The organism is Roseovarius sp. BRH_c41, assembly GCF_000961715.1.
Taxonomy (GTDB): domain Bacteria; phylum Pseudomonadota; class Alphaproteobacteria; order Rhodobacterales; family Rhodobacteraceae; genus Roseovarius.
Window position 1 is genome coordinate 17166 of record NZ_LADY01000058.1, and the last position, 25818, is coordinate 42983.

The 25818-nt window shown below is 60.6% G+C and carries 28 protein-coding genes and 1 tRNA gene; 10 read left to right on the top strand and 19 right to left on the bottom strand.

What is annotated here, in order from left to right:
* Window positions 1-66: 66 nt before the first annotated feature.
* From VR71_RS17595 to VR71_RS17605, 3 genes are all read right to left on the bottom strand, one after another.
* The gene (locus VR71_RS17595; protein ID WP_296430548.1) at window positions 67-936 is read right to left on the bottom strand and encodes a hypothetical protein; all 870 of its coding nucleotides are present in this window, start codon (window positions 934-936) and stop codon (window positions 67-69) included.
* Between the two features lie 196 nt (window positions 937-1132).
* Entirely contained in the window at window positions 1133-2539 is a 1407-nt protein-coding gene (gene glnA, locus VR71_RS17600; RefSeq protein ID WP_045685970.1) for a type I glutamate--ammonia ligase, read from the bottom strand.
* 30 nt (window positions 2540-2569) lie between these two features.
* A complete protein-coding gene (locus VR71_RS17605) occupies window positions 2570-2908 on the bottom strand; it encodes a P-II family nitrogen regulator (RefSeq protein WP_008282302.1) in 339 nt (112 codons plus the stop codon).
* Window positions 2909-3092: 184 nt separating this feature from the next.
* Here VR71_RS17605 and VR71_RS17610 point away from each other — a divergent pair, with 184 nt between their 5' ends.
* Window positions 3093-4607, top strand: coding sequence for a bifunctional ADP-dependent NAD(P)H-hydrate dehydratase/NAD(P)H-hydrate epimerase (locus VR71_RS17610; protein ID WP_045685971.1), 1515 nt, complete (start codon window positions 3093-3095; stop codon window positions 4605-4607).
* On the opposite strand, the gene VR71_RS17615 is transcribed toward VR71_RS17610, so the two are convergent.
* Entirely contained in the window at window positions 4604-5101 is a 498-nt protein-coding gene (locus VR71_RS17615; RefSeq protein WP_045685972.1) for a Hint domain-containing protein, read from the bottom strand. The two genes, VR71_RS17610 and VR71_RS17615, sit on opposite strands and share 4 nt — an antisense overlap.
* Before the next feature lie 176 nt (window positions 5102-5277).
* On the opposite strand from VR71_RS17615, the gene VR71_RS17620 reads away from it, so the two are divergent.
* Both VR71_RS17620 and tig read left to right on the top strand, forming a co-directional pair.
* Window positions 5278-5361 (top strand) — tRNA-Leu (locus VR71_RS17620).
* A gap of 122 nt (window positions 5362-5483) precedes the next feature.
* The gene (tig, locus tag VR71_RS17625; protein ID WP_045685973.1) at window positions 5484-6815 is read left to right on the top strand and encodes a trigger factor; all 1332 of its coding nucleotides are present in this window, start codon (window positions 5484-5486) and stop codon (window positions 6813-6815) included.
* 126 nt (window positions 6816-6941) lie between these two features.
* Here tig and VR71_RS17630 read toward each other — a convergent pair whose 3' ends face one another.
* The 5 genes from VR71_RS17630 to rpsF all read right to left on the bottom strand — a co-directional run bounded on the left by VR71_RS17630 (window position 6942) and on the right by rpsF (window position 10316).
* Entirely contained in the window at window positions 6942-7736 is a 795-nt protein-coding gene (locus VR71_RS17630) for an acyl-homoserine-lactone synthase (protein ID WP_045685974.1), read from the bottom strand.
* 187 nt (window positions 7737-7923) lie between these two features.
* Complete coding sequence (locus VR71_RS17635; protein WP_009818469.1) at window positions 7924-8598, bottom strand: autoinducer binding domain-containing protein; 675 nt, start codon at window positions 8596-8598, stop codon at window positions 7924-7926.
* 385 nt (window positions 8599-8983) lie between these two features.
* Entirely contained in the window at window positions 8984-9595 is a 612-nt protein-coding gene (gene rplI, locus VR71_RS17640) for a 50S ribosomal protein L9 (protein WP_009818470.1), read from the bottom strand.
* 11 nt (window positions 9596-9606) lie between these two features.
* Window positions 9607-9834: a 30S ribosomal protein S18 gene (gene rpsR / locus VR71_RS17645; RefSeq protein ID WP_008282293.1), complete on the bottom strand. Its 228-nt coding sequence runs from the start codon at window positions 9832-9834 to the stop codon at window positions 9607-9609.
* 29 nt (window positions 9835-9863) lie between these two features.
* Window positions 9864-10316 (bottom strand): 30S ribosomal protein S6, encoded by a 453-nt coding sequence (rpsF, locus tag VR71_RS17650; protein ID WP_009818471.1) that lies wholly within the window; start codon window positions 10314-10316, stop codon window positions 9864-9866.
* Between the two features lie 240 nt (window positions 10317-10556).
* Between rpsF and VR71_RS17655 the strand changes: the two genes are divergently transcribed.
* On the top strand, window positions 10557-11072 hold the full coding sequence (locus tag VR71_RS17655) for a hypothetical protein (protein WP_045685975.1): 516 nt from the start codon (window positions 10557-10559) through the stop codon (window positions 11070-11072).
* A gap of 125 nt (window positions 11073-11197) precedes the next feature.
* Window positions 11198-11773: a YceI family protein gene (locus tag VR71_RS17660; RefSeq protein WP_009818473.1), complete on the top strand. Its 576-nt coding sequence runs from the start codon at window positions 11198-11200 to the stop codon at window positions 11771-11773.
* A 63-nt stretch (window positions 11774-11836) separates the two neighbouring features.
* Here VR71_RS17660 and VR71_RS17665 read toward each other — a convergent pair whose 3' ends face one another.
* From VR71_RS17665 to VR71_RS17690, 6 genes are all read right to left on the bottom strand, one after another.
* Window positions 11837-13045, bottom strand: a complete 1209-nt coding sequence (locus VR71_RS17665; protein ID WP_045685976.1) for an aminotransferase class I/II-fold pyridoxal phosphate-dependent enzyme — start codon at window positions 13043-13045, stop codon at window positions 11837-11839.
* Between the two features lie 125 nt (window positions 13046-13170).
* Window positions 13171-14475: an FAD-binding oxidoreductase gene (locus VR71_RS17670; RefSeq protein WP_045685977.1), complete on the bottom strand. Its 1305-nt coding sequence runs from the start codon at window positions 14473-14475 to the stop codon at window positions 13171-13173.
* A 47-nt stretch (window positions 14476-14522) separates the two neighbouring features.
* The gene (locus VR71_RS17675; protein ID WP_040651510.1) at window positions 14523-15881 is read right to left on the bottom strand and encodes a glutamine synthetase family protein; all 1359 of its coding nucleotides are present in this window, start codon (window positions 15879-15881) and stop codon (window positions 14523-14525) included.
* Complete coding sequence (locus VR71_RS17680) at window positions 15874-16569, bottom strand: type 1 glutamine amidotransferase (RefSeq protein WP_045685978.1); 696 nt, start codon at window positions 16567-16569, stop codon at window positions 15874-15876. The genes VR71_RS17675 and VR71_RS17680 overlap by 8 nt, the downstream gene beginning before the upstream one ends.
* Window positions 16570-16616: 47 nt before the next feature.
* On the bottom strand, window positions 16617-17933 hold the full coding sequence (locus tag VR71_RS17685) for a glutamine synthetase family protein (protein WP_045685979.1): 1317 nt from the start codon (window positions 17931-17933) through the stop codon (window positions 16617-16619).
* A 186-nt stretch (window positions 17934-18119) separates the two neighbouring features.
* Window positions 18120-18812 carry a M48 family metallopeptidase gene (locus tag VR71_RS17690; protein ID WP_045685980.1) on the bottom strand — a complete coding sequence of 231 codons (693 nt, stop codon included), beginning with the start codon at window positions 18810-18812 and terminating at the stop codon, window positions 18120-18122.
* A 361-nt stretch (window positions 18813-19173) separates the two neighbouring features.
* On the opposite strand from VR71_RS17690, the gene VR71_RS17695 reads away from it, so the two are divergent.
* From VR71_RS17695 to VR71_RS17710, 4 genes are all read left to right on the top strand, one after another.
* A complete protein-coding gene (locus VR71_RS17695) occupies window positions 19174-19509 on the top strand; it encodes an SMR family transporter (RefSeq protein WP_045685990.1) in 336 nt (111 codons plus the stop codon).
* A gap of 83 nt (window positions 19510-19592) precedes the next feature.
* The gene (locus VR71_RS17700) at window positions 19593-20009 is read left to right on the top strand and encodes a Fur family transcriptional regulator (protein ID WP_009818481.1); all 417 of its coding nucleotides are present in this window, start codon (window positions 19593-19595) and stop codon (window positions 20007-20009) included.
* Between the two features lie 22 nt (window positions 20010-20031).
* Window positions 20032-20916, top strand: a complete 885-nt coding sequence (locus VR71_RS17705) for a cation diffusion facilitator family transporter (RefSeq protein WP_045685991.1) — start codon at window positions 20032-20034, stop codon at window positions 20914-20916.
* Between the two features lie 65 nt (window positions 20917-20981).
* The gene (locus VR71_RS17710; RefSeq protein ID WP_009818483.1) at window positions 20982-21857 is read left to right on the top strand and encodes a DMT family transporter; all 876 of its coding nucleotides are present in this window, start codon (window positions 20982-20984) and stop codon (window positions 21855-21857) included.
* Window positions 21858-21860: 3 nt separating this feature from the next.
* Here VR71_RS17710 and VR71_RS17715 read toward each other — a convergent pair whose 3' ends face one another.
* Together VR71_RS17715 and VR71_RS17720 are read right to left on the bottom strand one after the other, a co-directional pair.
* Window positions 21861-22496 (bottom strand): DsbA family oxidoreductase, encoded by a 636-nt coding sequence (locus VR71_RS17715; RefSeq protein WP_045685981.1) that lies wholly within the window; start codon window positions 22494-22496, stop codon window positions 21861-21863.
* On the bottom strand, window positions 22483-24009 hold the full coding sequence (locus VR71_RS17720) for a class I adenylate-forming enzyme family protein (RefSeq protein WP_045685982.1): 1527 nt from the start codon (window positions 24007-24009) through the stop codon (window positions 22483-22485). The genes VR71_RS17715 and VR71_RS17720 overlap by 14 nt, the downstream gene beginning before the upstream one ends.
* 67 nt (window positions 24010-24076) lie before the next feature.
* Here VR71_RS17720 and VR71_RS17725 point away from each other — a divergent pair, with 67 nt between their 5' ends.
* A complete protein-coding gene (locus VR71_RS17725; RefSeq protein ID WP_009818486.1) occupies window positions 24077-24700 on the top strand; it encodes an XRE family transcriptional regulator in 624 nt (207 codons plus the stop codon).
* Window positions 24701-24782: 82 nt separating this feature from the next.
* On the opposite strand, the gene VR71_RS17730 is transcribed toward VR71_RS17725, so the two are convergent.
* Entirely contained in the window at window positions 24783-25049 is a 267-nt protein-coding gene (locus tag VR71_RS17730; RefSeq protein WP_045685983.1) for a hypothetical protein, read from the bottom strand.
* 183 nt (window positions 25050-25232) lie between these two features.
* A complete protein-coding gene (locus VR71_RS17735; RefSeq protein WP_045685984.1) occupies window positions 25233-25643 on the bottom strand; it encodes a group III truncated hemoglobin in 411 nt (136 codons plus the stop codon).
* Between the last annotated feature and the right edge of the window lie 175 nt (window positions 25644-25818).

The window sequence follows — 25818 nt, forward strand, 5'->3', positions numbered from 1 at the left end:
GGGTAGAGTGTAACGCCCCCCACGCGCACCACAAGAGCGGCGCTGGTGGGAATTTACGCTGATGCGTCATCCCAGCAGATCCTGCACCGCTTGGAGCGCCTGTGCCGTTGCTCCATGCGCCTGCAACGTAAGAAAAAAGCCGCTCAGGGCCGCTGCCTGCGAGGCCAAGCGCAGGTTCTCGCCGCGTAGCAGGTTAACGACAGCGAGGGCCGCCGCCACGGGCAACGCAAAAAGGGCCAGGGTGATCGTCATCATCCAGACTGCCAAACGCAAAGGTGCCGTGCTTTCGCGGACCCCGTCTGCCGTAGGATTGTCGGCTTCGTTATGCTCCAACGTCTCGCGGAATAGGGACCGGAGCGCCCCCGTTACGTGGGCATCCGGATCGTTGTGCTGCTCAGATACAAACCGAGCGTGCAGCGCATGATGGGTGGACTCGATATCTGGGAGTCGGGAGCGGGCGGCTTGCGCCTTTGGATACGGAATGATCTCGGCCTGTGGCACAGCCTCTTCTTCTTCTTGCAAGGTGACCGCTTCGAGAAACTCAGCGTGGCTCAGCAGTGCCAGGGGATGAACCCATTGCACATAGTCCGGGGCGAGTGTGAAATGCAGGGACCGTAGCACATGCGCCATGACCGATAGCGCCAGCTCTGCATTGGGCGGGGCTTCGGGATCAATCTGGGACAGGCTGAGTGCCAGAAAATGCTCAACCCTTTGATCAAGCCTGACAACCTTGTGGTCTGGCTTGATTTCAATTCTGAGGATGTAGTTATCGGAGTGCAGATGTGCCGTGCTGTCAGACAGCACGCGCAGCCCTGTTGTCTGCTCGTCCAACCAGTCCAATGTCATACTGATCCGGTTTCCGATCCGGACAATGTCGAAGGTTCTCGTACCGAGAAATACTAGCCCTGCCGTAACCCTGTGAGTGGAATTGGCCATGGGATTTTCCATTGTCAACGTTGTGATTGATCCCGTTATGACAATCGAAGGAGGAGCTAGTTTGTTTCAAATGAGGATAGATTAGGGCAATTGCTCAAAAATCGTAGCATTGATGCCAATCACGCAACGGTGATCTGGGTGTGAAGAAGGGCACCCCGATTGGGGTGCCCCTGATCTTTTGCAAAGGCCTGATGGCTCAGCAGCTGTAATACATGCCGAATTCGACCGGGTGAGGCGTGTGCTCGTATTTGTGGACCTCGTCAAACTTGAGGGCAATGTATGCCTCGATCTGATCCTTGGTGAACACGTCGCCAGCCAGCAGGAAGTCATGGTCCGCCGCGAGACAATCCAGCGCTTCGCGCAGGCTACCGCAGACGGTCGGGATGTCCTTGAGCTCTTCGGCGGGCAGGTCATAGAGGTTCTTGTCCATGGCCTCGCCCGGGTCGATCTTGGACTTGATACCATCCAGACCGGCCATCAGCAGAGCCGAGAACGCCAGATAGGGGTTTGCGCTAGGGTCGGGGAAACGGGCCTCGACGCGCTTGGCCTTGGGGCTCTCTGTCCACGGAATACGCACGCAGCCCGAGCGGTTGCGGGCCGAATAGGCGCGCAGAACGGGAGCCTCGAAGCCGGGGATCAACCGCTTGTAGCTGTTGGTGCCGGGGTTGGTGAAGGCGTTCAGCGTCTTGGCATGTTTGAGAATGCCACCGATGAAATAAAGCGCCTCTTGGCTGAGGTCGGCATATTTGTCACCGGCAAAGAGCGGCTTGCCGTCTTTCCAGATCGACATATTCACGTGCATGCCCGACCCGTTGTCGCCATAGATCGGCTTTGGCATGAAGGTAGCCGACTTGCCATAGGCATGTGCGACGTTGTGAATGATGTATTTGTACTTTTGGATTTCGTCGGCCTGCTTGGTCAGCGTGCCGAAAATCAGGCCCAATTCGTGCTGGCAGCTTGCAACTTCGTGGTGATGCTTGTCCACCTTCATGCCAATGCGCTTCATGGTCGAGAGCATCTCGGCGCGCAGGTCTTGGGCGTCGTCAACCGGGTTCACCGGGAAATAACCACCCTTGAGGCCGGGACGATGGCCGGTGTTGCCCATCTCGTATTCGGTGTCGCTGTTCCAGGACGCGTCAACGGCGTCGACCTGATAGGAGACCTTGTTGATGGTGTTCGAGAAACGGACATCATCAAAGATGAAAAACTCCGCTTCGGGACCGAAATAGGCCACATCGCCGATGCCGGAGGATTTGAGATAGGCCTCGGCCTTTTCCGCCGTGCCGCGCGGGTCGCGGTCATAGGATTCGCCGGTATCTGGCTCAACCACGGAACAATGAATGCAAAGAGTCTTTTCCGCGTAGAACGGATCGACATAGGCGCTTTCAGTGTCGGGCATCAGCTTCATGTCGGAGGCTTCGATCGACTTCCAGCCGGCAATCGACGAGCCGTCGAACATAAAGCCTTCTTCGAGGAAATCTTCATCGACCAAATCGGCGACCACGGTCACATGCTGCAGCTTGCCACGCACGTCTGTGAAGCGGATGTCGACATAGTCGATATCCTCGTCTTTGATCAGCTTGAGAACTGCGTCGTTGCTCATTCTCTTGTCCTTTTCTTGTTGGAGTAGATATCAGAGCGCGTCTGAACCGGATTCACCGGTACGGATGCGAATGGCTTGTTCGACGGGGCTGACAAATATCTTGCCGTCGCCAATTTTGTCTGTTTTGGCCGCGTCGATGATTGCTGCGATGGCCGCGTCCACCTGATCGTCATCGAGCACGACGTCGATTTTCACCTTAGGCAGGAAATCAACCACGTATTCAGCGCCGCGATAAAGCTCCGTATGGCCCTTCTGGCGGCCAAACCCCTTGACCTCGATGACCGAAAGGCCCTGAATGCCAGCTTCCTGAAGCGCCTCCTTCACCTCGTCGAGTTTGAAGGGCTTGATGATCGCTTCGATCTTTTTCATCGGCTGGGGCCTCCCGCGGTTACGTTTCGGAACGTGCAGACCACTTCTCAGCGGGGGCCTCAATCGGTTACGCTCTGAGATGTGGGCAATCCCGGCGCGAAGGGTAAGTGTTGCCTAAATAATAGGCGATTAGGTGTAAAATTCAGCGAAATTGAATCGCGAAACGGCTGGTAAGGGGCGGAACATGGTGAACCTTCTGACATCCGCGCAAATGCGTGCTCTCGAACAGGCGGCGATTGAGTCGGGCGCTGCCTCCGGGCGTGACCTGATGGAGCGTGCCGGACGAGGATTTGTTGCGGCGGTCTTTGAGACGTGGCCGGATTTGGAGCGCGCACCGCACAGGGCGGTCGTGGTCTGTGGGCCGGGCAACAATGGCGGCGATGGGTTTGTGATCGCCCGCCTGCTGCACGATTGGGGCTGGCAGGTTGCAGTGCATTCATTGGGGACTGCAGACCGCTTGCCGCCTGATGCGCGGATCAACTATGATCGCTGGTGCGAGATTGGGGTGGTTTCGCCATTGGAAGCGGCAGGGGGGATCGAAGCGGATCTGCATGTTGATGCGCTCTTTGGGATCGGACTGATCCGACCGCTCGAAGGGGTGGCGTTGGACTGGGCGCTCTGCCCGCGCAGTGGCAGGGTTGCGGCGGTTGATCTGCCCTCGGGCCTGTGTTCCGACAGTGGGCGGGTTCTAGGCGCGGGGGCTGTCCATGCCGATCTGACCGTCACCTTTCACGGTGCGAAAGCTGGCCATCATCTGGCGGAGGGTCCAGCGCATTGCGGACGGCTGGTTCGTGCCGAGATCGGTTTGCGCGTTTGTTCGGTTGAGGGAGCGGTCAGGCTGATCGAGACGCCTGCGCCGGAGATGCTCAACAAGACGGGCAGCGCACACAAATACTCCAATGGCCACGCGTTGGTTCTGACCGGCGGGGCAGGGCGCACGGGGGCTGCGCGTTTGGCGGCGCGCGCTGCACTGCGCATCGGGGCCGGGGTGGTGACCTTGGGCGCACCACCCGCCGCACTGATGGAGGTCGCCTGTCAGATTACGGCAGTGATGGTGCGGCGGATCGGGACGGGCGATGATCTGGCCGAGATGATTGAAGACCCCCGGATTACGGCAGTCTGCCTTGGGCCGGGGTTGGGCGGGCGTCGCGCGTGTGAGTTGGTTCCGGCGGTCGTGGGAGCGGGGCGCAAACTGGCTGTTCTGCTGGATGCGGATGCGCTGTCGGCCTTTGAGGATGGGCCGGAGGCTCTCTTTGCCATGCTGCATCCGGCGTGTGTTCTGACGCCGCATGCCGGAGAATTTGCGCGACTCTTTCCGGACATCGCTGAAAATCTGGCCGCGCCCCCCCTAAACGGGCCGGTCTATTCCAAGGTGGATGCAACGCGTGCGGCGGCCAAGCGGGCAGGCTGTGTGGTGCTTTACAAAGGCTCCGATACGGTGATTGCCGATCCGCAGGGCCGATGTGCGGTCAGTTCCACCCATTACGACAACGCAGCCCCCTGGTTGGCGACGGCCGGATCAGGCGACGTGCTGGCGGGTTTCATCACGGGTCTCATGGCGCGCGGTTTCGACCCGATGCAGGCCGCAGAAATGGGCACATGGCTTCATGCGGCCTGCGCCCGAAGCTATGGCCCCGGGCTGATCGCCGAAGATTTACCCGAGGAGTTACCCAAGGTCTTGCGTGCGCTGGTCGATTAGGCGGCGCGGGCGTCGAGACGCATTTCGGGGCTGCTGGCCAATTCCAATCCATCGACATAGAGGATGTGGGGCACGGCAAAGTCGAGCACGAAGAGGGTCATATCCTGCGCCGGTTCCAAGGTTACAAATTCGCCATCCACCAGACGTTCAGCGGGCACTAGAACCTGTGCATCACCAAAGAGCGCCTTTGCACGCCAGTCACGCACGAGCATTGGTTGGTCCGCCGGCAAGGTCACATCCTGTTCCGGCCGTGTATGCCCAAGGGACCCGGCCATGATCCGTACCGCAGGGGTGCGCCGCGTATGCCGGGCGATGCCAGTGAGAACCGCCGTACCGCTGTCACGGGTAATGACACGGTCGCCCACCCGAAGATCGGCCACCCGACGTTCGCCGTCGAGGGTAAGAATGATGCTGTCGGCCCAAAGGCCGCAGACGTCCACAGGGGGCAAGACGGTCAACCCGCCGTCTGTCCGCCCGACCGTTTTCGGTTTCATGGCGTGTCTCGCTTGTTATCTGCCTCAAGATTACAAACACAATATGGCAAGATTGGGTTAATGTCCTACGTTTTTTTCGCCATGATCCGGCGATCAGCGCCTGAATTTTCCGCTCGCATCTATCCCAACGCTTTGCTAGAGACCGCGCCAGCGACCGGCAACGGGACGCGGATGATGCGGGTGTGGCGGAATTGGTAGACGCACCAGATTTAGGTTCTGGCGACTTAGTCGTGGGGGTTCGAGTCCCTTCACCCGCACCAGACACACGGCAGGTCGGACCATGCCGGATTTCACTTGCAGGTTTGTGGGTGCCTCAATAGAACACGCGTGATTTTGACCGCCGCGGACGCCTCCGCGGCCCGATGCATATGAGAGGACGAACATGCAGGTCACCGAGACCCTGAATGAAGGGCTTAAGCGCGGCTACAAGATGACCTTGTCGGCCAAGGATCTGGACGAGAAGGTGAATGCCAAGCTCAAGGAAGCTCAGCCCGATATCGAGTTGAAAGGCTTTCGCAAGGGCAAGGTGCCGCTGCCGCTGCTCAAGAAGCAGTTTGGTCAGCGCGTGCTGGGCGAAGCCATGCAAGAGAGCGTCGATGACGCGATGAAGGCCCATTTCGAGGCCAAGGGCGAGCGTCCCGCGTTCGAGCCTGACGTCAAGATGGCCAATCAGGAATGGAAAGAGGGCGACGATGTCGAGATCGAGCTGAGCTACGAGGCTCTGCCCGCGATTCCCGAGGTTGATCTCAAGTCGCTCAAGCTGGAGCGTCTGGTCGCCAAGGCTGATGATGCCGCAGTCGATGAGGCGCTCAAGAACCTCGCCGAGAATGCGCAGGATTTCAAGGATCGCAAGAAGGGCACCAAAGCCAAGGACGGCGATCAGGTCGTGATCGACTTTGTGGGCAAGGTCGATGGCGAGCCGTTCGACGGCGGAAGTGCCGAGGATTACCCGCTGGTCTTGGGCTCGGGCAGCTTTATTCCCGGCTTTGAAGAACAGCTCGTTGGCGTCAAGGTCGAGGAAGAAAAGGCTGTCACGGTCACGTTCCCCGAAGCCTATCAGGCTGCGCATCTGGCGGGCAAGGAAGCAGTGTTCGATTGCACGATCAAGTCTGTGCGAGAGCCTGTCGCAGCTGAAATCAATGACGAATTGGCGCAGAAGTACGGCGCGGAAGATCTGGCCGCGCTCAAGACGCAAATCGGTGAGCGGCTGGAAATGGAGTATTCCGGGGCAGCCCGCGCGATCCTCAAGCGTCATGTGCTGGATCAGCTGGATGAGAAGGTCAGCTTCGAGCTTCCGCCGAGCATGGTCGAAACCGAGGCCAAGCAGATCGCGCATCAGCTCTGGCACGAGGAGAATCCTGATGTTCACGGCCACGATCACCCCGAGATCGACGTGACCGACGAGCACAACAAGCTGGCCGAGCGCCGCGTGCGTCTGGGTTTGTTGTTGGCGGATCTTGGGCAAAAGGCCGAAGTGCAGGTTTCAGATGCCGAGATGACCCAAGCGGTGATGAACCAAGCGCGTCAGTATCCGGGCCATGAGCGGGAATTCTTTGAATTCGTGCAGAAGAACCCGCAGATGCGGCAGCAGCTGCGCGCGCCGATCTTTGAGGACAAAGTCATCGACTATGTGGTTGAACTTGCCGATGTGACCGACAAGGAACTGTCCAAAGAAGAATTGGAAAAGGCCATCGAGACCATGAACGACGAGTGATCGTTGATACCATGTCCTGAATAATGAAGGGCCGCCCCGGGGAGAAGTGGGGCGGCCCTTTTCGTTCGAGCGCAAGTGATGCGGCGATAGTGCCAATCGCCGGTCAGGATAGCGTGCCCCTGGGGGTCAGGCTCGCATGTCCATGCGCGAACGAATCTTATCCTCAAGGGCTGCCTTGAGGCGCAGAGCGGCGAGCCGCTCCTTGTCGGTGGTGGCTGCTGAAATCTGCTCGTCGCAATAGTCTTCGAGCGGTGATTTCGGTTTCACATGCGCAGCGATTGCCGGCAGGGCAAGCGCTGCGTCATCGGTGATAAAAACATCCCCTTCAACTCCGCCAAACTCGCGGATGCGGTTGATGCGTTCATCGGTGCAATCCAGCAGGGCGGCGAGGGCGGGCACCTTACCCATATCGGCAATCTTGCCAACATAGTCATAAGGTGCATTGCCCGAACGTTTCAGGACACGGTCCATGACGGGGTCGATCACCGTCACGATGTCACTGACACCGGCACGCTTGGCTGCCTCGAGCGAGGCAATCATCAGTTCGCAGGTGGCGTAGGACACCGAGTTGCGGTCACGCCCGCGCCCCAAACGGCGGGTGTCGACGCAAAACCGGGTGGATTCCCACAGGGTCGCACTTCGCAGCGGTGGCTCGCCATTGAGAATATCGGAAAACACATCCGAGAGCATATGTGGCCCGGTTGTCTGAAGGGCGCGCACGCAAGAAACTACGTTCCCCTCGTCGTCAAGGCCAACGGCATAGGCCGGATTGAGATCGTCGAAGAGGTCGCGTTCACGTCCGTCTTTGACGTCGACCTGCCAGCCCAGACGGTCCCCAAATACCCGTGCGCGCAGTTTGAACATCTCATCCAGCACATGACCGAATCGGTCTTTGTTTATAGCGTCAATTACCAAGATCATCTTTGTTTCTCCCCAAAAGATGCGTGTTCCGTGTGAGTGGTGGCTTTCGCAATTCCAAGGTTAGTAAAATCCACGCGCTATACCATTGGGGAAATCCCGTACTGCCGTGCACGTTCACACACCAAAGCGTGATTATCGTCTTGGAAAAGTTAAAAATTTCTGGAGTTCGATCATAACCTGCACGAAGTCAGCGCGGATAAATCAACCCAAGGTTGATAGCGCGGCCAATGGCCTGCGGAGTCGTCAGCGCATTCAGTTTTTGTCGGGCAGAGCGCAGGTGCACTTCGACCGTGCGGTGAGAGATCGACAGGATGTCGCCGATGTCCTGTTGGGATTTCCCTGCAGCCGTCCATTGCAGGATCTCGATCTCGCGGGTCGACAGGGACGGAGAGTTGAGCATGCGGGTCAGGGGATCGGCTTGGATCACCATGTCATGCATATGCACTGCGGCCGATTGTAGATCCCCGATGATCTCGGAAATAAGGAGATGCCATTCGCGGTCGGAACAATCGCGGTTGATGCTCAGGCCGCCGACATCGCCGTAGGGACCATGTATTGGAATCGTCAGGCCTCGGTCGCTAATTCCAAAGTCGCGCGCGTCCCGAAAGATCGTCTGGAACTCTGCCCCGCGTTCCAGTCGGTGCCAATCCACGGGCGCTATGCTGTGCCGCGCCTTGAGCAAGGTCGGATCAATCTCATAATACTTGTTCTGAAGGTAATGGGCCGTCCAATCCTCGCCATAGGTCATATGGCCGTGAGACGCACCACTGATCGGATTCATACCTGCGTAGGCGACATGATCGAGTTCAAATCGGTCACGCAAATCGTCGAGAAACTGTCGGAAAGGATTCGTCTGAGCCATCTAGCGCGCCTCTTCGATCATCTTCGAAGGGCGTGTCGCAAGTGCAATGGATAGAAATGCCGTGTCCCCTGAGCGAACCGTAGATTGGCGACGAGTCAGACAAGCGACATTTGCCCGAGCCAACCGGATGTTCGTCGTCGAAATGAAATGTGTGTTTTCCATGTCAAGGCAGGCCCAAGTGCTATCGTGGCAGTAATGCCGACTATCCCGCACATTGCAGAGACGACCCGGCGGGGCGTTTACGGCGTTTGAACCACACGGACTACAGAAAAAATAACACTAGACGCGAGACTATCATTGAGTGGCGCGTTTTGTCGACAGTCTTGTCAATAGCGTATGCCGCACAGCAGGCTGTGCGGCATTGCTTTGGAAACAAACGCTGATATCAGGCGTTATTGTCGTCGTCGTTGCGACGATTCGAATAATCGTCTTCGTCGCCAGCGGCGCCACCGATGTCATCGAACAACTCGGCAATCTCGAAGTCGGCAGCCTGATCGGCCTCGGCGGCGGCATCCTGGATGCTCTTGCCGGAGGCTTGCAGGGCCGCTTCCTCGACCGAGCGGGCGACGTTCAACTGGATCGTCGCCACGACTTCGGGGTGCAGCGTGACAAGCACGTCATGCAGACCGAGGTCTTTGATCGGACGGGTCAGGGCAACCTGCTTGCGTTCGACGGTAAAGCCGTTCTCGGTTGCGGCCTCAGCCGCATCGCGGGTGCTGACCGAGCCGTAGAGCGCACCGCTGTCAGAGGCCTGGCGGATGACGATGAACTGCTGACCATTCAGCTTGTCCGCCATTGCTTCGGCTTCTTTGCGGGTCTCGAGGTTTTGCGCCTCAAGCTGGGCCTTGCGGCTTGCGAAATCGGAAATGTTCTTTTCCGACGCCGACAGCGCCTTGCCCTGCGGCAGCAGGTAGTTGCGGGCAAAGCCGGGCTTGACGTCGACCACGTCGCCCATCTGGCCAAGCTTGGCTACGCGTTCAAGAAGGATCACTTGCATCTGAGGTCTCCTTATTTCACGGCATAGGGCAGAAGGGCGAGGAAACGGGCACGCTTGATGGCGCGCGCGAGTTCACGCTGCTTCTTGGCCGAAACGGCGGTGATGCGCGACGGGACGATCTTGCCGCGTTCGGAAATGTAGCGTTGCAGCAGGCGCGTGTCCTTGTAGTCGATCTTGGGCGCGCTATCGCCCGAGAACGGACAAACCTTGCGACGGCGGAAAAACGGTTTGGTAGCCATGATTTATATTCCTTTGCTCAGGTGACGGATCAGCGACGCTCGCGGCGTTCGCCGCGGTCAGCCCGATCCCCACGATCACCCCGGTCGCCGCGGTCACCACGATCTCCGCGGTCGCCCCGGTCACCACGATCTCCGCGGTCGCCACGATCACTGCGCTCATCGCGCTTTTGCATCTGGACGGACGGACCCTCTTCATGGGCATCCACCTTGATGGTGAGGACACGCATAACATCGTCATGCAGACGCATCAGGCGTTCCATCTCCTGGACCGCACTCGAGGGTGCATCGGTCTTGAGAAAGGCATAATGGCCTTTGCGGTTCTTGTTGATCTTGTAGGCCATCGTCTTGACGCCCCAATACTCGTGCTCGACGAGTGTGCCGCCATTGTCGGTCAGCACGGCCCCAAAATGTTCGATAAGGCCTTCAGCCTGCGCGCTGGACAGGTCCTGACGCGCGATCATCACATGCTCATAAAGCGGCATGTTCACTCCATTTCTATCAAGGCGCATTTCATAGGACGGGCTTTGGATCTTTCGCGTCCCATCCACGAGAGACTGCGCGGTTCATAACGATTGCGAAAGATTGGGTGCGTATACATCGCCCCAGAGAGCGGCGCAAGCCGCATTGATCCGGCCCGCAGATTGCCTTTGGTCTGCCGCAATCTGGGCGTTTTTGGCAGGCAAGTTTCAGGCAGGTTTGAGGTGTTCGAGGAAATAGGGAGTATGACGATGGTTGCCTTGCCGGATTTTGAGCGTGAGTTCACCCATGCGCCGCTCGACTACCACGAGACGGCGTCTGCCCAACAGGCAGAGGCGTCGGCCTTTGATCTTGGCCGGGCAACACAGGTGCTCTGCGGCAGCGCCTTGGTCTGCTCTTCCCTGGGACTCTGGCTTGTCTCGATGGGCGCACAGGACGCGGCGATGATGATGATCAAGCTGCTGTTTTCAGTGACCCTCCTCTTTGCAGGTCTGATGTGCCTCAGCCGGCGGCATCCCGAACAAACAGAGCCAGATATTCAGGTTGATGTCATGAACCGGCGGCTGCATGTGATCGCCCCGCTTGCGGGCGGACGTGCGGCGCGGGTCGCGGTGCATGATCTGGACACTCTGAGCGAACTCTCGATGCGTGATCGGGTTTTGACGGCCCGCGATGCCACGGGTCGACAGATTGTCGCAATGAAAATCGAGGATCGGGCAACCGCACGTGCGCTGCGCCGTGCCTTGGGATTTGCCGCCTGACCAAAGGTGTCGCCGGCAGGTGTTCGCCAATCCACAGACGCTGTTTGAAACTACGGGATTGTGATTTGAACCCAGAGCGCCAAATGTGAACAGGTAAGTCACATTTCACCCTCTGGAGGTTTCCAATGAAGAATATCCTGCTCGCTGCGGCACTTGCCGTCACTGCAACAGGTGCCGTTGCCGCGCCCGAGAAATACGAGCTGGACCCCAGCCACAGCCAAGTTTTGTTCTCCTATAACCACCTTGGTTTTTCCACCACCCACGGCATGTTCTCTGGGTTTGAAGGCGAGATCATGTTTGACGCCGAAGATCCCGCCGCCTCTTCGGTCAGCGTGTCGATGCCTGTGATGTCCATGCTCACGGGTTGGGAAAAGCGCGAAGAGCATTTCATGTCCGAGGATTTCTTTGGCGCGAGCGAGGGGGACATGGTCACCTTTACCTCGACCGGCATCGAGGTCACGGGCGACACCACCGCCAAGATCACCGGTGATCTGACCATGAACGGTGTCACGAAGTCCGTGGTGCTGGATACAAACCTCAATCAAAAGGCCGAGTTGCACCCGATGAACAACAAGCCGTGGCTGGGGTTCGACGCCACCACAACCCTGTTGCGCTCGGATTTCGGGGTGGACAAGTTCACGCCCTTCGTCAGCGACGAGGTTGAGGTTCGGATTTCGGTTGAGGCGGGCAAGGCCGAATAAGCCGCAAGCAGAAACGAATGAGGGCCGTCCGCCAGTGGCAGGCGGCCCTTGTTGTCTCTTGGATCAGGTGCCGTAGGCGCGATTGTGGCCCATCACATCCTCGGCGGCCAACACCAGCGCATCGGTGATCAGGTCAAGATCGGACCGGGTCAGGCGCGCGGGCAGGCGGGTGTCGCAGGCACGCATCAGCATCGCCCGCGTTTTCGGCAGGACAGGTGCCTCACCCGGCAGGAATTGCCAGTTCCAAAAGGCGCGCGCATTGTCGGTGCTCAGGCCAAACACCTGCACCTTGACGCCGCGCCCTGCCGCCGCTTGGGCAAAGGCGCGGGTCTCGTTTTCGGTCATCCCCACCAGATTGAACTGGATCGAATCCGGGGCACGCTCTTCGGGGGGCAGCTTGGCCGGAACGCTCATCCACGGCGAGGCATCGAGCCGCGCCGCGACATAATCATGGTTTGCACGTCCGTCGCGCACCCGCCGCGCCACTTCGGGCAGTTGCGGGCGGATGATCGCCGCCGACAGGTTGTTGAGCCGCAGATTGTATAGCGGCAGTTGGTTCTGCGCGCGGGCAAACGCCGCCTCAAGGGCAGCATCGGGGGCTGTCAGATGTTTGGCCCAGTTGTGTTCATAGGCACCGGACATGATCACCGCGCGGGCAATCAGATCGGCGTCGTCGCTGACCATGATACCGCCTTCACCGGCATTGACCAGCTTGTAAGACTGAAAGCTGAAACAGCCGATTTGCCCAATGGTGCCGATATTTCGCCCGGCCCAAGTGGTGCCAAGAGAATGCGCGGCATCCTCGATCACCGGAATGCCGCGCGACATGCAGAGCGCCATGATGGCATCCATATCCGATGTATGGCCGCGCATATGGCTGATGATGACCGCTTGCACCGTGTCCAGCCGCTTCTCGAAATCCGCCAGATCAATCCGGTAATTCTCGCCCACCTCACAGAGGACGGGCACACAATCGGCATGCAGGACCGACGAGGGCACGGCGGCAAAGGTAAAGCCGGGGATCAGCACCCTTGCATCGCGCGGCAGGCCAAGCGCCTTGAGCGACAGAAAAAGCGCAGCAGAGCAAGAGGAAACGGCAAGCGCGTATTTCGAGCCGAGTAAGTCCGCGAACTCACGCTCGAGCAGCGTCACGGGGGCGTTGTCCGGCGCGGTATAACGAAACAGATCGCCTGATTGCAGCATCCGGTCGATTTCGGCACGGGCGGCCTCGGGGATGGGTTCCGCATCATAGACATTGGGTGCAAGTGCCATGTTTTCGGATTTCCTGAAGTTATGTTTCGGCTTTTCAGAACACATAGGCCTGAATTGTGACAATTTGTCAAAGAAAACCGGGTTGTTTTAAGGAAGTGGGTGACATCCCGCGCATCGTCTGAAGGTCAGAGGCCCAGCCGGTCCCGCAGCGAGAACCAAGTCATCGCCAATACCAGAAGCGGATTACGCAGAGCGGTGCCGCCGGGAAAGGCTGGGGCTGGCACGCGCGCCATGCACTCAAAACCAGCAGCCTGACCGCGCACCGCCTCTGCCATCAATCGTCCGGCGTGGGTGGCCGTACCCACCCCATGCCCGGAATAGCCCGAGGCTGACAGGATATTAGGCGCAAGCCGCACCAGATAAGGCATGCGCCGCATTGTGATCGCCAGCGTGCCACCCCAGGCATAATCAAGCCTAACATCGCGCAAATGCGGGAATATCCCGAGCATCGGCTTGCGCACCGTGGCGCGGATATCCTTGGGAAAGCGGTAGCCATAACTCTCGCCGCCGCCAAAGAGCAGGCGCTTGTCATGGCTGAGGCGAAAATAGTTCACCACGAACTTCGTATCTGCGACCGCGACATCCTGCGTCAAAACGCGGGCTGCGTTATCCCCCAAGGGCTCCGTGGCCACGATGAAATTATTGATCGGCATGACGCGCGCGGCGACCTTGCGTTCGAGGCCGCCGAGATAGCCGTTGCAGGCGAGGATGAGGTGATCCGCCTCAACTGCGCCGGCATCCGTGGCCACACGAACCGTTGCTCCGCGTGTGATATTGTGTACTGCCGATCCTTCGTGGATACGCACGCCCGCCGCCGCCGCCGCGCGCGCAAGGCCAAGCGCATAGGACAGGGGATGCAGATGCGCCGCCCCTCTGTCCAGCGAGCCGCCATGATAGACCGGCGAGGGGCAGAGCGCGGTCAACGCCTCTGCATCCAGCTTTTCGATCTGATCGTACCCGTAGCGCGTGGCCAAATGATCGGCATAGTCATGCTCTGCCGTCATTTCGCGGGCCGAGAAACAGGCATGCGCCACACCGGGTTTCAGGTGGCAGTCGATGCCATGTCGCGCGACCAGCGATTTGACCAGGTCCTTGGCCTCTTCGGCCAAGTGCCAAAGATGCACGGCATCATCCGCGCCCACCAGACGTTCGAGCGCGGTTTGCTCCATCCGCTGGCCGCTGCCCAATTGCCCGCCATTGCGCCCCGAGGCACCAAAGCCCAAACGCTGCGCCTCGAGCAGCACCACATCCAACCCTGCCTCTGCCAGGTGGAGCGCCGCCGAAAGCCCGGTATAGCCTGCGCCCACCACACAGACCTCGGCCCGCGTGCGCCCGCGCAGCGGTGCGAATTCCGGCAGCGGCGCGGTGGTGGCCGCGTACCAGCTTGGTGGATAGGTGCCGCGCCGGTCATTGGAATAGAGCAGGTTCATAGTTTTTCTTGGTGCAAATACTCGTCGGCACGCCCGTGACGCGTGGCTCAGACGTTGAGGAGGAGATGCTCACGCTCCCATGGGCTGATGACCTGGAGGAATTCCTCGTACTCGGTGCGTTTCACGATGGCATAGACGCGGGCGAATTCCGGTCCGAGGATCTCGTGCAGGGCCTTGGCCTCTTCAAACATATCAAGCGCGTCGCCCATGACGTTTGGAATGTCCGGCTCGCCTGAATAGGCGTCACCCTTGAACTGCTTGTCGGGCCACTCCTCGTTGAGGATACCTAAGAGACCACAGGCGAGGCTCGCCGCAATGCCGAGGTAGGGATTGCAATCCATGCCCGCCATGCGGTTCTCGACCCGCCGCGCCTCGGGGCCAGAGAGCGGCACGCGAATGCCGGTGGTGCGGTTGTCGCGGCCCCAAGCGAGGTTTATCGGGGCGGCGTGATCCTTGACATAGCGGCGGTAGGAATTGACATAGGGTGCCAGCACCGCGATTGCCGAAGGCAGATGTTTCTGCAAGCCGCCGATGAAGTGAAAGAAAGCATCGGTCTCGCCGCCCTGTGGTCCGGAAAAGATGTTGCGGCCAGTCTCCATGTCGAGGATCGAGTGGTGAATATGCATGGCGCTGCCCGGCTCGTCGGCAATGGGCTTGGCCATGAAGGTGGCAAAGCAGTCATGGCGCAGCGCTGCCTCGCGAATGAGCCGCTTGAAGTAAAACACCTCATCGGCCAGCTTGATCGGATCGCCATGGCGCAGGTTGATTTCAAGCTGCCCGGCCCCGCCTTCCTGAGTGATCCCGTCGATCTCGAAACCCTGTGCTTCGGCGAAGTCGTAGATATCGTCGATCACCGGACCGAATTCATCCACGGCTGTCATCGAATAGGCCTGACGTGCGGCCGCCGGTCGACCAGAGCGGCCCATCATCGGCTTGATCTCATGCGCCGGGTCGAGATTGCGCGCGACGAGGAAGAATTCCATTTCCGGGGCAACGACAGGCTTCATGCCATGGGCGTGATACATGTCCACCACCCGACGCAAAACGTTGCGCGGGGAAAAGGGGATTGGTGCGCCTTCGCGATCAAAGGCATCGTGGATCACTTGCAGCGTCCAATCGGCGGTCCAAGGTGCCGCGGTTGCGGTGGACATGTCGGGGCGCAGGATCATGTCGCGTTCGATGAACCCACCTTCGCCTGCAGCCTCGCCCCAGTCGCCGGTGATGGTCTGGAAAAAGATCGAATCCGGCAGGTGAAAATACTTTTGCCGAGCGAATTTCGTAGCCGGAACCGCCTTGCCGCGTGCGATGCCGGGCAGGTCGGAAATGATGCACTCGACCTCGTCAAGGCGGCGGTTCTCAAGATAGGCCTGCGCAGAGGCAGGCAGGGAATTGGTCAGGTCACTCAGATCGGCCATGGCTGGCACCTCGTTTGAAAAACTCCGCCATGCGGGCGGCGATTGTGGCATTGGCGGTGGGCTGGTCGAGTTTTGCCACCGCCTCTTTCAGCAGATTGTCAGGCACCACGCCGGGGGCGCGGTGATGGATGAGACGGTCCACCATGGTCGCGGTGAACTCTGGATGGGGTTGGATTGTATAGATCTTGTCGCCGTAAAGCAGAGCGGCATTCTCACAAAAATCGCTTGTGCCGACGACATCGGCCCCCTCCGGCAGTTGGGTCACCTGATCCTGATGCCACGCGTTGAGCGGCAGGCGCTGACCTTCGATGTCGTAGTCGGTGACCCCTACTTGCCAGCCACCTTTGAATTTCTCCACCTTGCCCCCCATGGCCTGCGCGATGATCTGATGGCCAAAGCAGACGCCGACAAGCGGTCGCCCGGCGGCGGCAATGTCACGGATCAACTGTTCCAGCGGCGGTATCCACGGGTGGTCCTCATAGGCCCCGTGTTTCGAGCCGGTGATGAGCCATCCGTCGGCAGCGTCCGGTCCGGTAGGAAATTCTTCATCCACCACGTCGTAATGTTCGAACTCAAAGCCGTGCCCGTCCAGCAACTGCGCGAACATCACCTCGTAATCTCCCAGCTCGTTCAGAACGATGTCGGGGGCGTGGCCGGTTTTCAGGATGCCGATTTTCATGGCGCTCTCTTGATTTGATCAAATTGGGGCGGGGTTGCTGCTTCAGGCTACACCGTTTCGAGATAGGTCTTCCAGTGGTCTTCTTTGGGGATCGGTGCCATATACGCCAGCTCCTGACGTTTGGTCATTACCAGATTGCGGATCAGGTCCGCATGAAAAATCGTGGCAATCATTGGATCGCTTTCGAAAATGTCGATGGCCGCGCCCCAGTCCGGGGCAAGCTGCGGCATCTGGACCTCGTAGGCATTGCCGTTGATGGGCGGCGGCGGGGTCATGCTCTCTTCGATTCCGGTGATGGCGGCGCCGAGGATGGCGGCAAAGCTGAGGTACGGGTTGATATCGCCGCCCGCGACGCGGTGTTCGATCCGGCGCGCCGAGGGGGGGCCGCCGGGGATGCGCACCGCTGTGGTGCGGTTCTCATAGCCCCAGCCCGCGCCGGTCGGGGCATGAGCGCCGGGCACCAGCCTTGCATAACTGTTGGCATGGGGGGCGAAAATCAGTGTTGAGGGCGGCATTGCTGCAAGACAGCCAGCCACAGCGGCACGCAGAATATCCGTGCCCGCCGCGGTTCCATCGTTGAAAACATTGGTGCCTTTCTCGTCCATCACCGAAAAATGCATATGCATGCCGTTGCCGGTGTCATCCTCAAAGGGCTTGGCCATGAATGTGGCAACATAGCCGTGCTGCCGCGCCAATCCCTTGATCAATGTTTTGAAAAGCCATGTGTCATCGGCGGCGCGCAGAGCGTTCTGATGGTGCAGGGTCAATTCGAACTGACCGACGCCAGCCTCGCTGACAGCGGTTTCGACGGGCAGACCCATTTCCAAGCCAGCAACGTAAAGCGCGCTCAGAAAACCGTCGAAGGCATCCATCTGACCGAGCGATAGAATGCCCGGAGCCTTCATCCGGCGGCCATTGCGCGGATCACGTACCGTCTTGAGTTCGTTGCCTTTTCCGTCAACCAATGTGAATTCCAGCTCGGTCGCGGCGTCGACATGCCAGCCACAGGCGGCGTAGCGGTCGAGCACGCTCACCAAGGCGTGACGCGGGTCGCCGGCGAAGGGGGTGCCATCCTCATGGTGCATGACCATGGGCACAAGCCCCTGTGGCACCTCGAGCCATGGCAGGGGAACAGGGCCACGGTCGGTGGGATAGAGCACGCCATCGACATCCCCGGAGTCGAACACCAGCGGCGAGTTTTCGATATCTGCGCCGAAAATATCCAGGTTCAGCGAAGACAGCGGCATGCGCACGCTCCCACTGCGGAGTTTGTCGGCATGGGCGGCAGGAAGCCGCTTGCCGCGCATCCGGCCATTCAGGTCGCAGGCAGCCACGCGGAAGGTCTGGAACTGTGTAAGGTCCATTTGAAGAAAGTCCTGATCGTGATTTGTAACAGCCTAGCCCGGCCTTGGGGGGCTTGCCAAGATAATTTGATCAAAAAATTCGCTGAATGATGAATGGTAAGCTCTGTAAGGTTTGTCAGGTGATTTTGTAAGCTCTTGGGAGCTATTCTGAGAAGTCCTCGGGTCAGGCCCGAGGATGACGGGGGATCAGGGGAGGCTCTGGTGCCAGCGGCTTTCGAGCTTTTCGATGGCGGCGATGCGCTCGGCGGTCTTGGGGTGGCTGAGCAGCCACGCGGGCATCTTGCCGCCTGCGCCGGTGGTCAGCGCCTCGAGTTTTTCGAAGAGCGATTTTTGCGGGCCGGTGCCGATACCCGCCTTGGTCAGCAGGGCGGCGGCATAGGCGTCGGCCTCGTATTCGTCGCCGCGGGAGAGACGGGCGGCGAGAAGGGTGGTGATGCCATTGGCGATCCAGACGCCGAGACCGGGTATGAAGCGCGAAAGGATCATCGCAAGCGCCGTGCGCAGGGCGTTCTGCCCGGAAAAGTCGATCATCCGGCGGCGGGAATGACCCAAGGCGACATGACCCAACTCATGCGCGATGACCGAGGCCATTTCCTGGGCGGTGACCTCATCGGTTTGAAACTTGCGATAAAAGCCGCGCGTGATGAAAATGCGCCCATCGGGCGCGGCAAGGCCATTGACCGGGTCGATCTCGTAGATGTGAACGCGAACGCGGGGCAGGTCGAGGGCGCGGGCGAGGCGGTCGGTCATGGCCTTGAGCCTTGGATCAGCCAATTCGGTCGATTGCGCGTCAAGCTCGCGCGTCGTGCGCCAGACCGAGAAGCGGTACATGGCGAGCGCATAGAGCAGGGCAAGCAGGATCGGGGTGAATTTCAACATGAGAGGAATATGGGGCGGGGTGGGGCGGCTGGCAAGCGACGTATGAGGGATTGGGTGTTCGCAGACTTCACCATCAAGCGATGAGCCGCGCGGATCGTTGGGCCGGGGACTAGCGATGCAAGGTCTGTGGCTGCCACTTTATGCCAGCAAAGACCGTGTGACCTAAACGAGAGGCGCTCGCTCTCAGAATCGCTAGGCCGCGGGACGGCCCAGCGATCCGCGCGGCGGCGCGTACCGCGCCTTGTTCCGCGCGTGGTCTTTGGTGCAGGGGACAGGCGAAAGCCGCCCCTTTCCCGGTGGACGCCGCTTGCCCCCTCGCATAAGTCTGGGCCAATTGCCCAAGACCGGAGCGCGCGCCATGATCCCACAGGTCTATCTCATCCTCTTCCTTGCCATTCTCGCCGAAACAGCCGGCACCACGGCATTGCAGGCCAGCCAGCAGTTCACCCGGTTCTGGCCCTCGGTTCTGGTGGTCATAGCCTATGGTATCAGCTTTTTCCTGTTGGCGCAGACACTCAAGGTGATGCCGGTGGGCGTGGTCTATGCGATCTGGTCAGGGCTGGGTATCGTGTTCATCGCCTGTATCGGTTATGTGATCTTTGGGCAGAAACTGGACTTGCCCGCGATCATCGGGACGGGGATGATCCTTGCGGGGATCGTAGTCATTCAGCTATTCTCGCGAACAGCACCGCATTGAACGTGCAGACAGGGCGGCAAAGGGGCTGGTCAGAACCGCCCCTTGCGGGTAAGGCACCGCCGCAAGACAAGACGAGGCCGCCCATGACTGAGACCATCACCGAGCGTTGCGAGGCCAAGGGGCTGCGCATGACCGATCAGCGCCGCACCATTGCGTCGGTTCTGGAAGGGTCGGACGATCATCCGGATGTCGAAGAACTCTATGCGCGCGCCTCGGGGCGCGATCCGCGGATCTCGATTGCGACGGTCTATCGCACGGTCAAGCTGTTTGAAGAGGCGGGGATTCTCGACAAGCTGGAGTTTGGCGATGGGCGCGCCCGCTATGAAGATGCCGAGCGTGACCATCACGATCATCTGATCGACATGAATTCGGGCGCGGTGATCGAATTTGTCGATCCCGAGATCGAGGTGTTGCAAGAGAAGATCGCGGAAAAGCTGGGGTATCGCTTGATCGGGCATCGGCTCGAACTTTATGGCGTGCCGATCAAATCCAGTGAGTGATGCGGGGGCCAAGGCGCGGGTGATGCGGCTGGCCATCGGCAGCGTCATCGTGGGTCTCGGTGTTCTGGCGCTCAAGGCTTTGGCTTGGGGGCTGACGGGATCGCTTGCGCTGATGTCGGATGCGCTGGAAAGCCTTGTGAATGTGGCAGCCGCGCTGGCGGTGATCGTGGCGCTTCGGGTGGCGCGGCGGCCAGCGGATGACAATCACCCCTATGGCCATGACAAGGCGGAGTTCTTTTCGGCGGTGCTGGAGGGCGTGCTGATCGTGATTGCAGCCCTCTTTATCCTGCGCGAGGCCTATGCGGGGTTTCTGGCACCGCAGGCCATTGCACAGCCCGTGCTCGGGATGGCGATCAACACCGGGGCGAGCCTGATCAATGCGGTCTGGGCGGTGATCCTGATCCGCAATGGACGTCGCTATCGCTCGCCTGCCTTGGTTGCAGATGGCAAGCATCTGATGACCGATGTGGTGTCGTCGGTGGGCGTGCTCTTTGGCGTGGCGCTGGCGCTGGCGACCGGGTGGCTCTGGCTTGATCCGGCGATGGCGGTGCTGGTGGCGTTCAACATCCTGTGGTCGGGATCGGTGGTGATCAAGGCGTCGCTCAGCGGGTTGATGGACGAGGCCGTGTCCGAAGAGGAACTGGCCACGATCCGCCGGGTGATCGCCGAGGCGGCAAGCGATGACGCCGCGTTGGAGGCCCATGATCTGCGCACGCGCCATGCCGGGCCGGTGACGTTCATAGATTTTCATCTGGTGGTGCCGGGCGCGATCTCGGTTGAGGTTGCACATGCGCTCTGCGACCGGATCGAGGCGGCGCTGATGGCGGCGCTGCCGGGCGCGCGGGTGACGATCCATGTTGAGCCCGAACACAAGGCCAAGCATAGCGGTCATGTTGTGCTGTCATAGCTCTGCCGCTTTTTTAGGCGGATGATCCGGGCTATCACGGGCGCTCACGGATAAGAAAGTCTGAGATGGAAAACCTGCGCGGCAGTATTCTGATGGTCCTCTCGATGGGCGGCTTCGCGCTGGAGGATATGTTCATCAAGCGTTTGGCCGATACCTTGCCGGTGGGGCAGATCATTCTGCTGATCGGGATCGGGGGCGCGTTGATTTTTGGCTCGATCACGCGGGCGCAGGGCGGGCGACTCTGGTCGCGTGATCTGGTGTCGCGGCCTGTGATCCTGCGCAATTTTGGGGAATTGCTGGGCACGCTGGGGTTTGTCATGGCGATTGCGCTGACGCCTCTTTCCTCGGCCTCGGCCATTTTGCAGGCGACGCCGCTCGCGGTCACTTTGGGGGCCGCGCTCTTCTTGGGTGAAGCGGTGGGCTGGCGGCGTTGGGCGGCGATCCTCGTGGGGTTTTGCGGCGTGCTGATGGTGATCCGGCCGGGGATGGCGGGGTTTGAGCCGGCGTCGCTCTTTGCGGTGCTGGCGGTCTTTGGATTGGCGGCACGGGATCTGGCGACGCGCCGGGTGCCGCGCACGATTTCATCCATGCAGCTATCGACCTATGCCTTTGCCACGTTGGTGCCGACTGGCGTGATCCTCTTGGCGTTTCACGGCACGCCCGCGTGGCCCACGGCGGTGAACTGGCGCGATCTGGTGCTGGCGCTCTTGTGTGGCGTGTCGGCCTATTACGCCATTGTCGCGGCGATGCGGTTGGGCGATGTGGCGGTGATCACACCGTTTCGCTACTCCAGGCTGGTGTTTGCGCTGATCATCGGGGTCACGCTGTTTGACGAGCGGCCCGATGTCTGGACGCTGGCGGGGGCGGGGATCATCATCGCCTCGGGCATCTATACCTTTTGGCGCGAGCGGCGGTTGGCGCGGCGGATGGCCTTGGTCTGAGTTTCAGCTCGCGGCGGCGGTCAGGTCGTCAATCACCTTGACCCACATCTCGGCGGGCTGACAGCCGGGCACGGCATGTTGACCCCCGACGATGAACGTGGGCACGCCTGAAATCCCCATCTGGCGGAACTGTGCGTCGCGGGCGCGGATGTCCTCGCGGTCGGCTTCTGTTCCCAAGAGGCGCTGGATCATCGCCCCATCAAGGCTGAGGCTGTCGGCGAGATCGGCCAGAACCTCTGCATCACCAATATCGCGACCCTCGTTGAAATAGGCCTGGAAAAGCGCCATGGCCATGCGGTCCTGACAGCCCTCGATCCCGGCCCAATGCAGCAGGCGATGTGCGTCAAGCGTGTTGGGCGTCCGTTGGATGGCGGCAAAATCAATGGTGAGACCGGCGGCCTCGGCGCGCTCCAGCACCGGGGCATAGGCGCGGATGGCGCCCTCTTTGCCACCAAATTTTGTCTCCAGATAGGCGCGGCGGTCCATGCCTTCGGCGGGCATGTCGGGGTTGAGCTGGAACGGGTGCCATTCGATCTCGAATGGGTGATCGGGGCGCAGGGTCAAGGCCTGATCCAGCAGCGTCTTGCCGATATAGCACCAAGGGCAGATCGGGTCGGAGATGATATCAAGCTTGACCATGAAGGCCCTCATAAATCGGCCGCAGAGCGCGGCGCAGGATTTTGCCATTGGCCCCGGTGGGAAGGGCCTCGACGTGGTAAAAGCCGCGCGGGCATTTGTAACCCGCAAGCCGTTCAGCGGCAAAGGCATCGAGTGCGACAGGATCAAGCTGCGCGGGACCAGTATAGAAGGCCATGATCACGCGTGCATCCTCTTTCACCTCAATATCGGTGACAGCCACCGTGGTGATGCCGGGATGGGCGCTTAGCGCCGCCTCGACCTCCATCGGAGAGACGCGGTAGCCGCCTGCGTTCATCATGTCGTCGGCGCGGCCCAGATAGGTGATCTGGCCCTCGGCATCCATCATCCCCTGATCGCCGGTCAGGAACCAGTCGCCGGTGAATTTCTCTGCCGTGGCTTCGGGCGCGCCAAGATAGCCCAGCATGAGACCGGGATCGGAGCGGTGGACGGCGATGGTGCCCTCGGTGCCATGGGGCGCGGGGCTGCCGTTGCCGATGATCGCGACGCGGCGGCCGGTCTGGGGACGGCCCAGCGTGCCGGGGGCGGCGGGGTGAGCGGGGCTGCCGGAGATGAAGGTCGAGCATTCGGACATGCCGTAGGCCTCATAGATCGGCGTCCCGGTGGCATCCTGCCAGTGCTGGCGGATGGTGTCCGAGAGTTTTTCGCCCGCTGCCAGCCCGTGCCGCAGATGTGGCAGGGCAAGGGGCTGACCGGGCCGGACCAGCTTGCGATAGACGCCCGGTGCTGCGGCAAAGATGGTCGCGTCATGGCGTTCGAGCAGCGCGGGCAAGTGCTCGGGCGCTATACCCGGCGCAGGGATGAGCGCGGTCGCCCCCACAGTCCAAGGGTCCATCAGGCCGGTGCCAAGGGTGAAGGTCCAGTTGAAGGCGCCCGCATGGCAGAGCCTGTCGTCGCCGCGCAGCCCATACCAGCCGTCAAACATCATCCGCCGTGCCCAGATGGCGCGGTGGGCATGGACCACAGCGCGCGGAATGCCTGAGGTGCCGGAGGTATAGATGATATAGGCGGGGCGGTCAGGATCGCCCATCTCCCAGTCAGCGGGCGGCAGATCGCGCATCGCCTCAAGAGCGGGTTCGTCGAGAGAGGGAATGTCTGTCTCGGGGCAGGCCACGCCCGCCGCGCGCAGGATCAGTGCGGGTTGCGTGGTCTTGACGATGCCCGCCACCTCGGGCGCTGTCAGTTGGCTAGAGGTGGGAATGGGCACAAGGCCCACGGCGATAGCGCCCAGATAGGCAATCGGAAATTCGACCGTATTGCCCAGCCGCATCAGCACCCGGTCGCCGGGTTTGAGGCCGGTGCGCAAGAGGCCGGTGCCGGTGCCGCGCACGGCGGCCAACAGGCGTCCATAGCTCCAGCGTTCGGCGGTGCCGAGACCGAGAACCGCCAGTGCGATCTTGTCCGGATGCGCCTCGGCCCGGCCCAGAACATGGGCCGCGAGGTTGAAGGGGCTGGGGCAGGGGGCGCTTGGCCCCTGATCGAATATGGCGCTCATGTCTCTCGCTTAGGGGGCCTGCGCGGCGGTTGCAAGTGGCTCTGCGCTTGGCCTATAGCTTTGTGCAATGACTGATCAAGCCTTGTCCCCCCTGCTGCGCGTCACGCGCGAAACCGGCGCTGAAACTGGCCCCGAGCCGCTCGATCTGGGCGTGCGGGTGCGTGGACTGCGCAAGGCGCGGGGCTGGACGTTGGAACAGGCGGCAAAGCAGGCGGGGCTGGCGCGCTCGACCCTGTCAAAGATCGAGAATGGTCAGATGTCCCCGACCTATGACGCCCTGAAGAAACTGGCGCAGGGGTTGGAAATCTCTGTTCCACAGCTCTTTACGCCGCCGTCGCGCGACCGGATCAACGGGCGCATGGCCGTGACGCGGGTGGGTGAAGGGACGCCCAAGGCCACGGCAACCTACGAACATGATCTCTTGGCCGATACGCTGAGCCAAAAACGCATGATGCCCTACCGAGCGCGCATCCGTGCCCGCGCGATGGAGGAATTCGGCGGTTGGGTGCGCCATGACGGCGAAGAATTTCTCTATGTGCTGACCGGGGTGGTGCGGCTCTATACCGAGTTTTACGAGCCGATCGAGATGCGTCGCGGCGACAGCGCCTATTACGATGCCACCATGGGGCATAACGTGATCTCGGTCAGTCCCGAGGATGCAACGATCCTGTGGGTGACATCGCTCGGGTGACCCCAACTGCTCTTAAGGAAAAGTGGCCCGGCCACGCAATCGCGGGACCGGGCCTTCTGCGCCGCGAGTGTGAGTTTGGCCGTTACTCGGCCGGGGCGGCAGGGGTTTGCTCCGCAGCAGAGCCGTCGATCACGCTTGCTGGGGCTGTTTCGGCATCGGGGTTCGTGCTGTCGCTCGTTGGGGAGGGGGACAGCATGCTGAAGGCGATCAAGCCGCCCATCAGGACCACGATGACCAGAAGGCCAACCAGCCCGCCGCGCGTCGAGGCGCCAGCATCATAGCCGGGAGGGCCGTATCGGTTGAGATCTCGGTTGGCTTGGCGTTGAATGTCGTCATTGGGGGTGTACATGGCGGTCTCCTTTCGCTCTGCCTGTAATTTTACCTCAAAGTGATCCACCTGCCTGAGTGCTAAACGGATAGCCGCGTTTTCGGGCGTCTTTCTGCCAGTATCGCGTGAGTCGCAGGGCGGGTTCCCGCCGTCAGTCGATGGCATCCGTCGCGAACGGGGAGTTTCGGCAAGGCTTTGCCGAGGTCAGCGCAGTTTGGGGATGCCGCCGGCATGGGTGCTTCGGTCCACGACGCCGGCGCGCAAGGACCGTCCGATGCGATGCGCCAGCGCCGACCATGCGGCGGCCTGATCGGGGGAGAGTTCGCGCAAGAGCACCGCATCAAAGAGCGCCAGCCAGGTCGAGAACATACCCGGCTGCACATTGCGGGCGTTGACATGTGCCGCCATCGGGCTGCCGTCATAGACGCGTTCATGCAGGATGGAATTGGCCCAGAAATCCGCGACATTGGCCTCGTGTGCGGGCCAGTCGGTGACATGCACCGCAAAGATCGGCCCAAGGCCGGGATGCGCGCGCACCGCCGCGTAGAATTCGGTGACGACCCGCTCGATCTCGGGGCGGGTGATGTTGAAACGCGGGGGCAAGGCGGTGCTCATGTGTCTTATGTGGCGCGGGATGTGGTGAGAGGCAATCCCTCATGGTGGGCGAGAAATCTTGAAAAGATTTCCGGGCGCTCTCTTTTCAGACACGCGCACGCCGCACCCTCTGGACGCCTGCCGGGTGCGCGCCTATAAGGCGGGCCATGATGAGACGCAGAGCGATCATTATTCG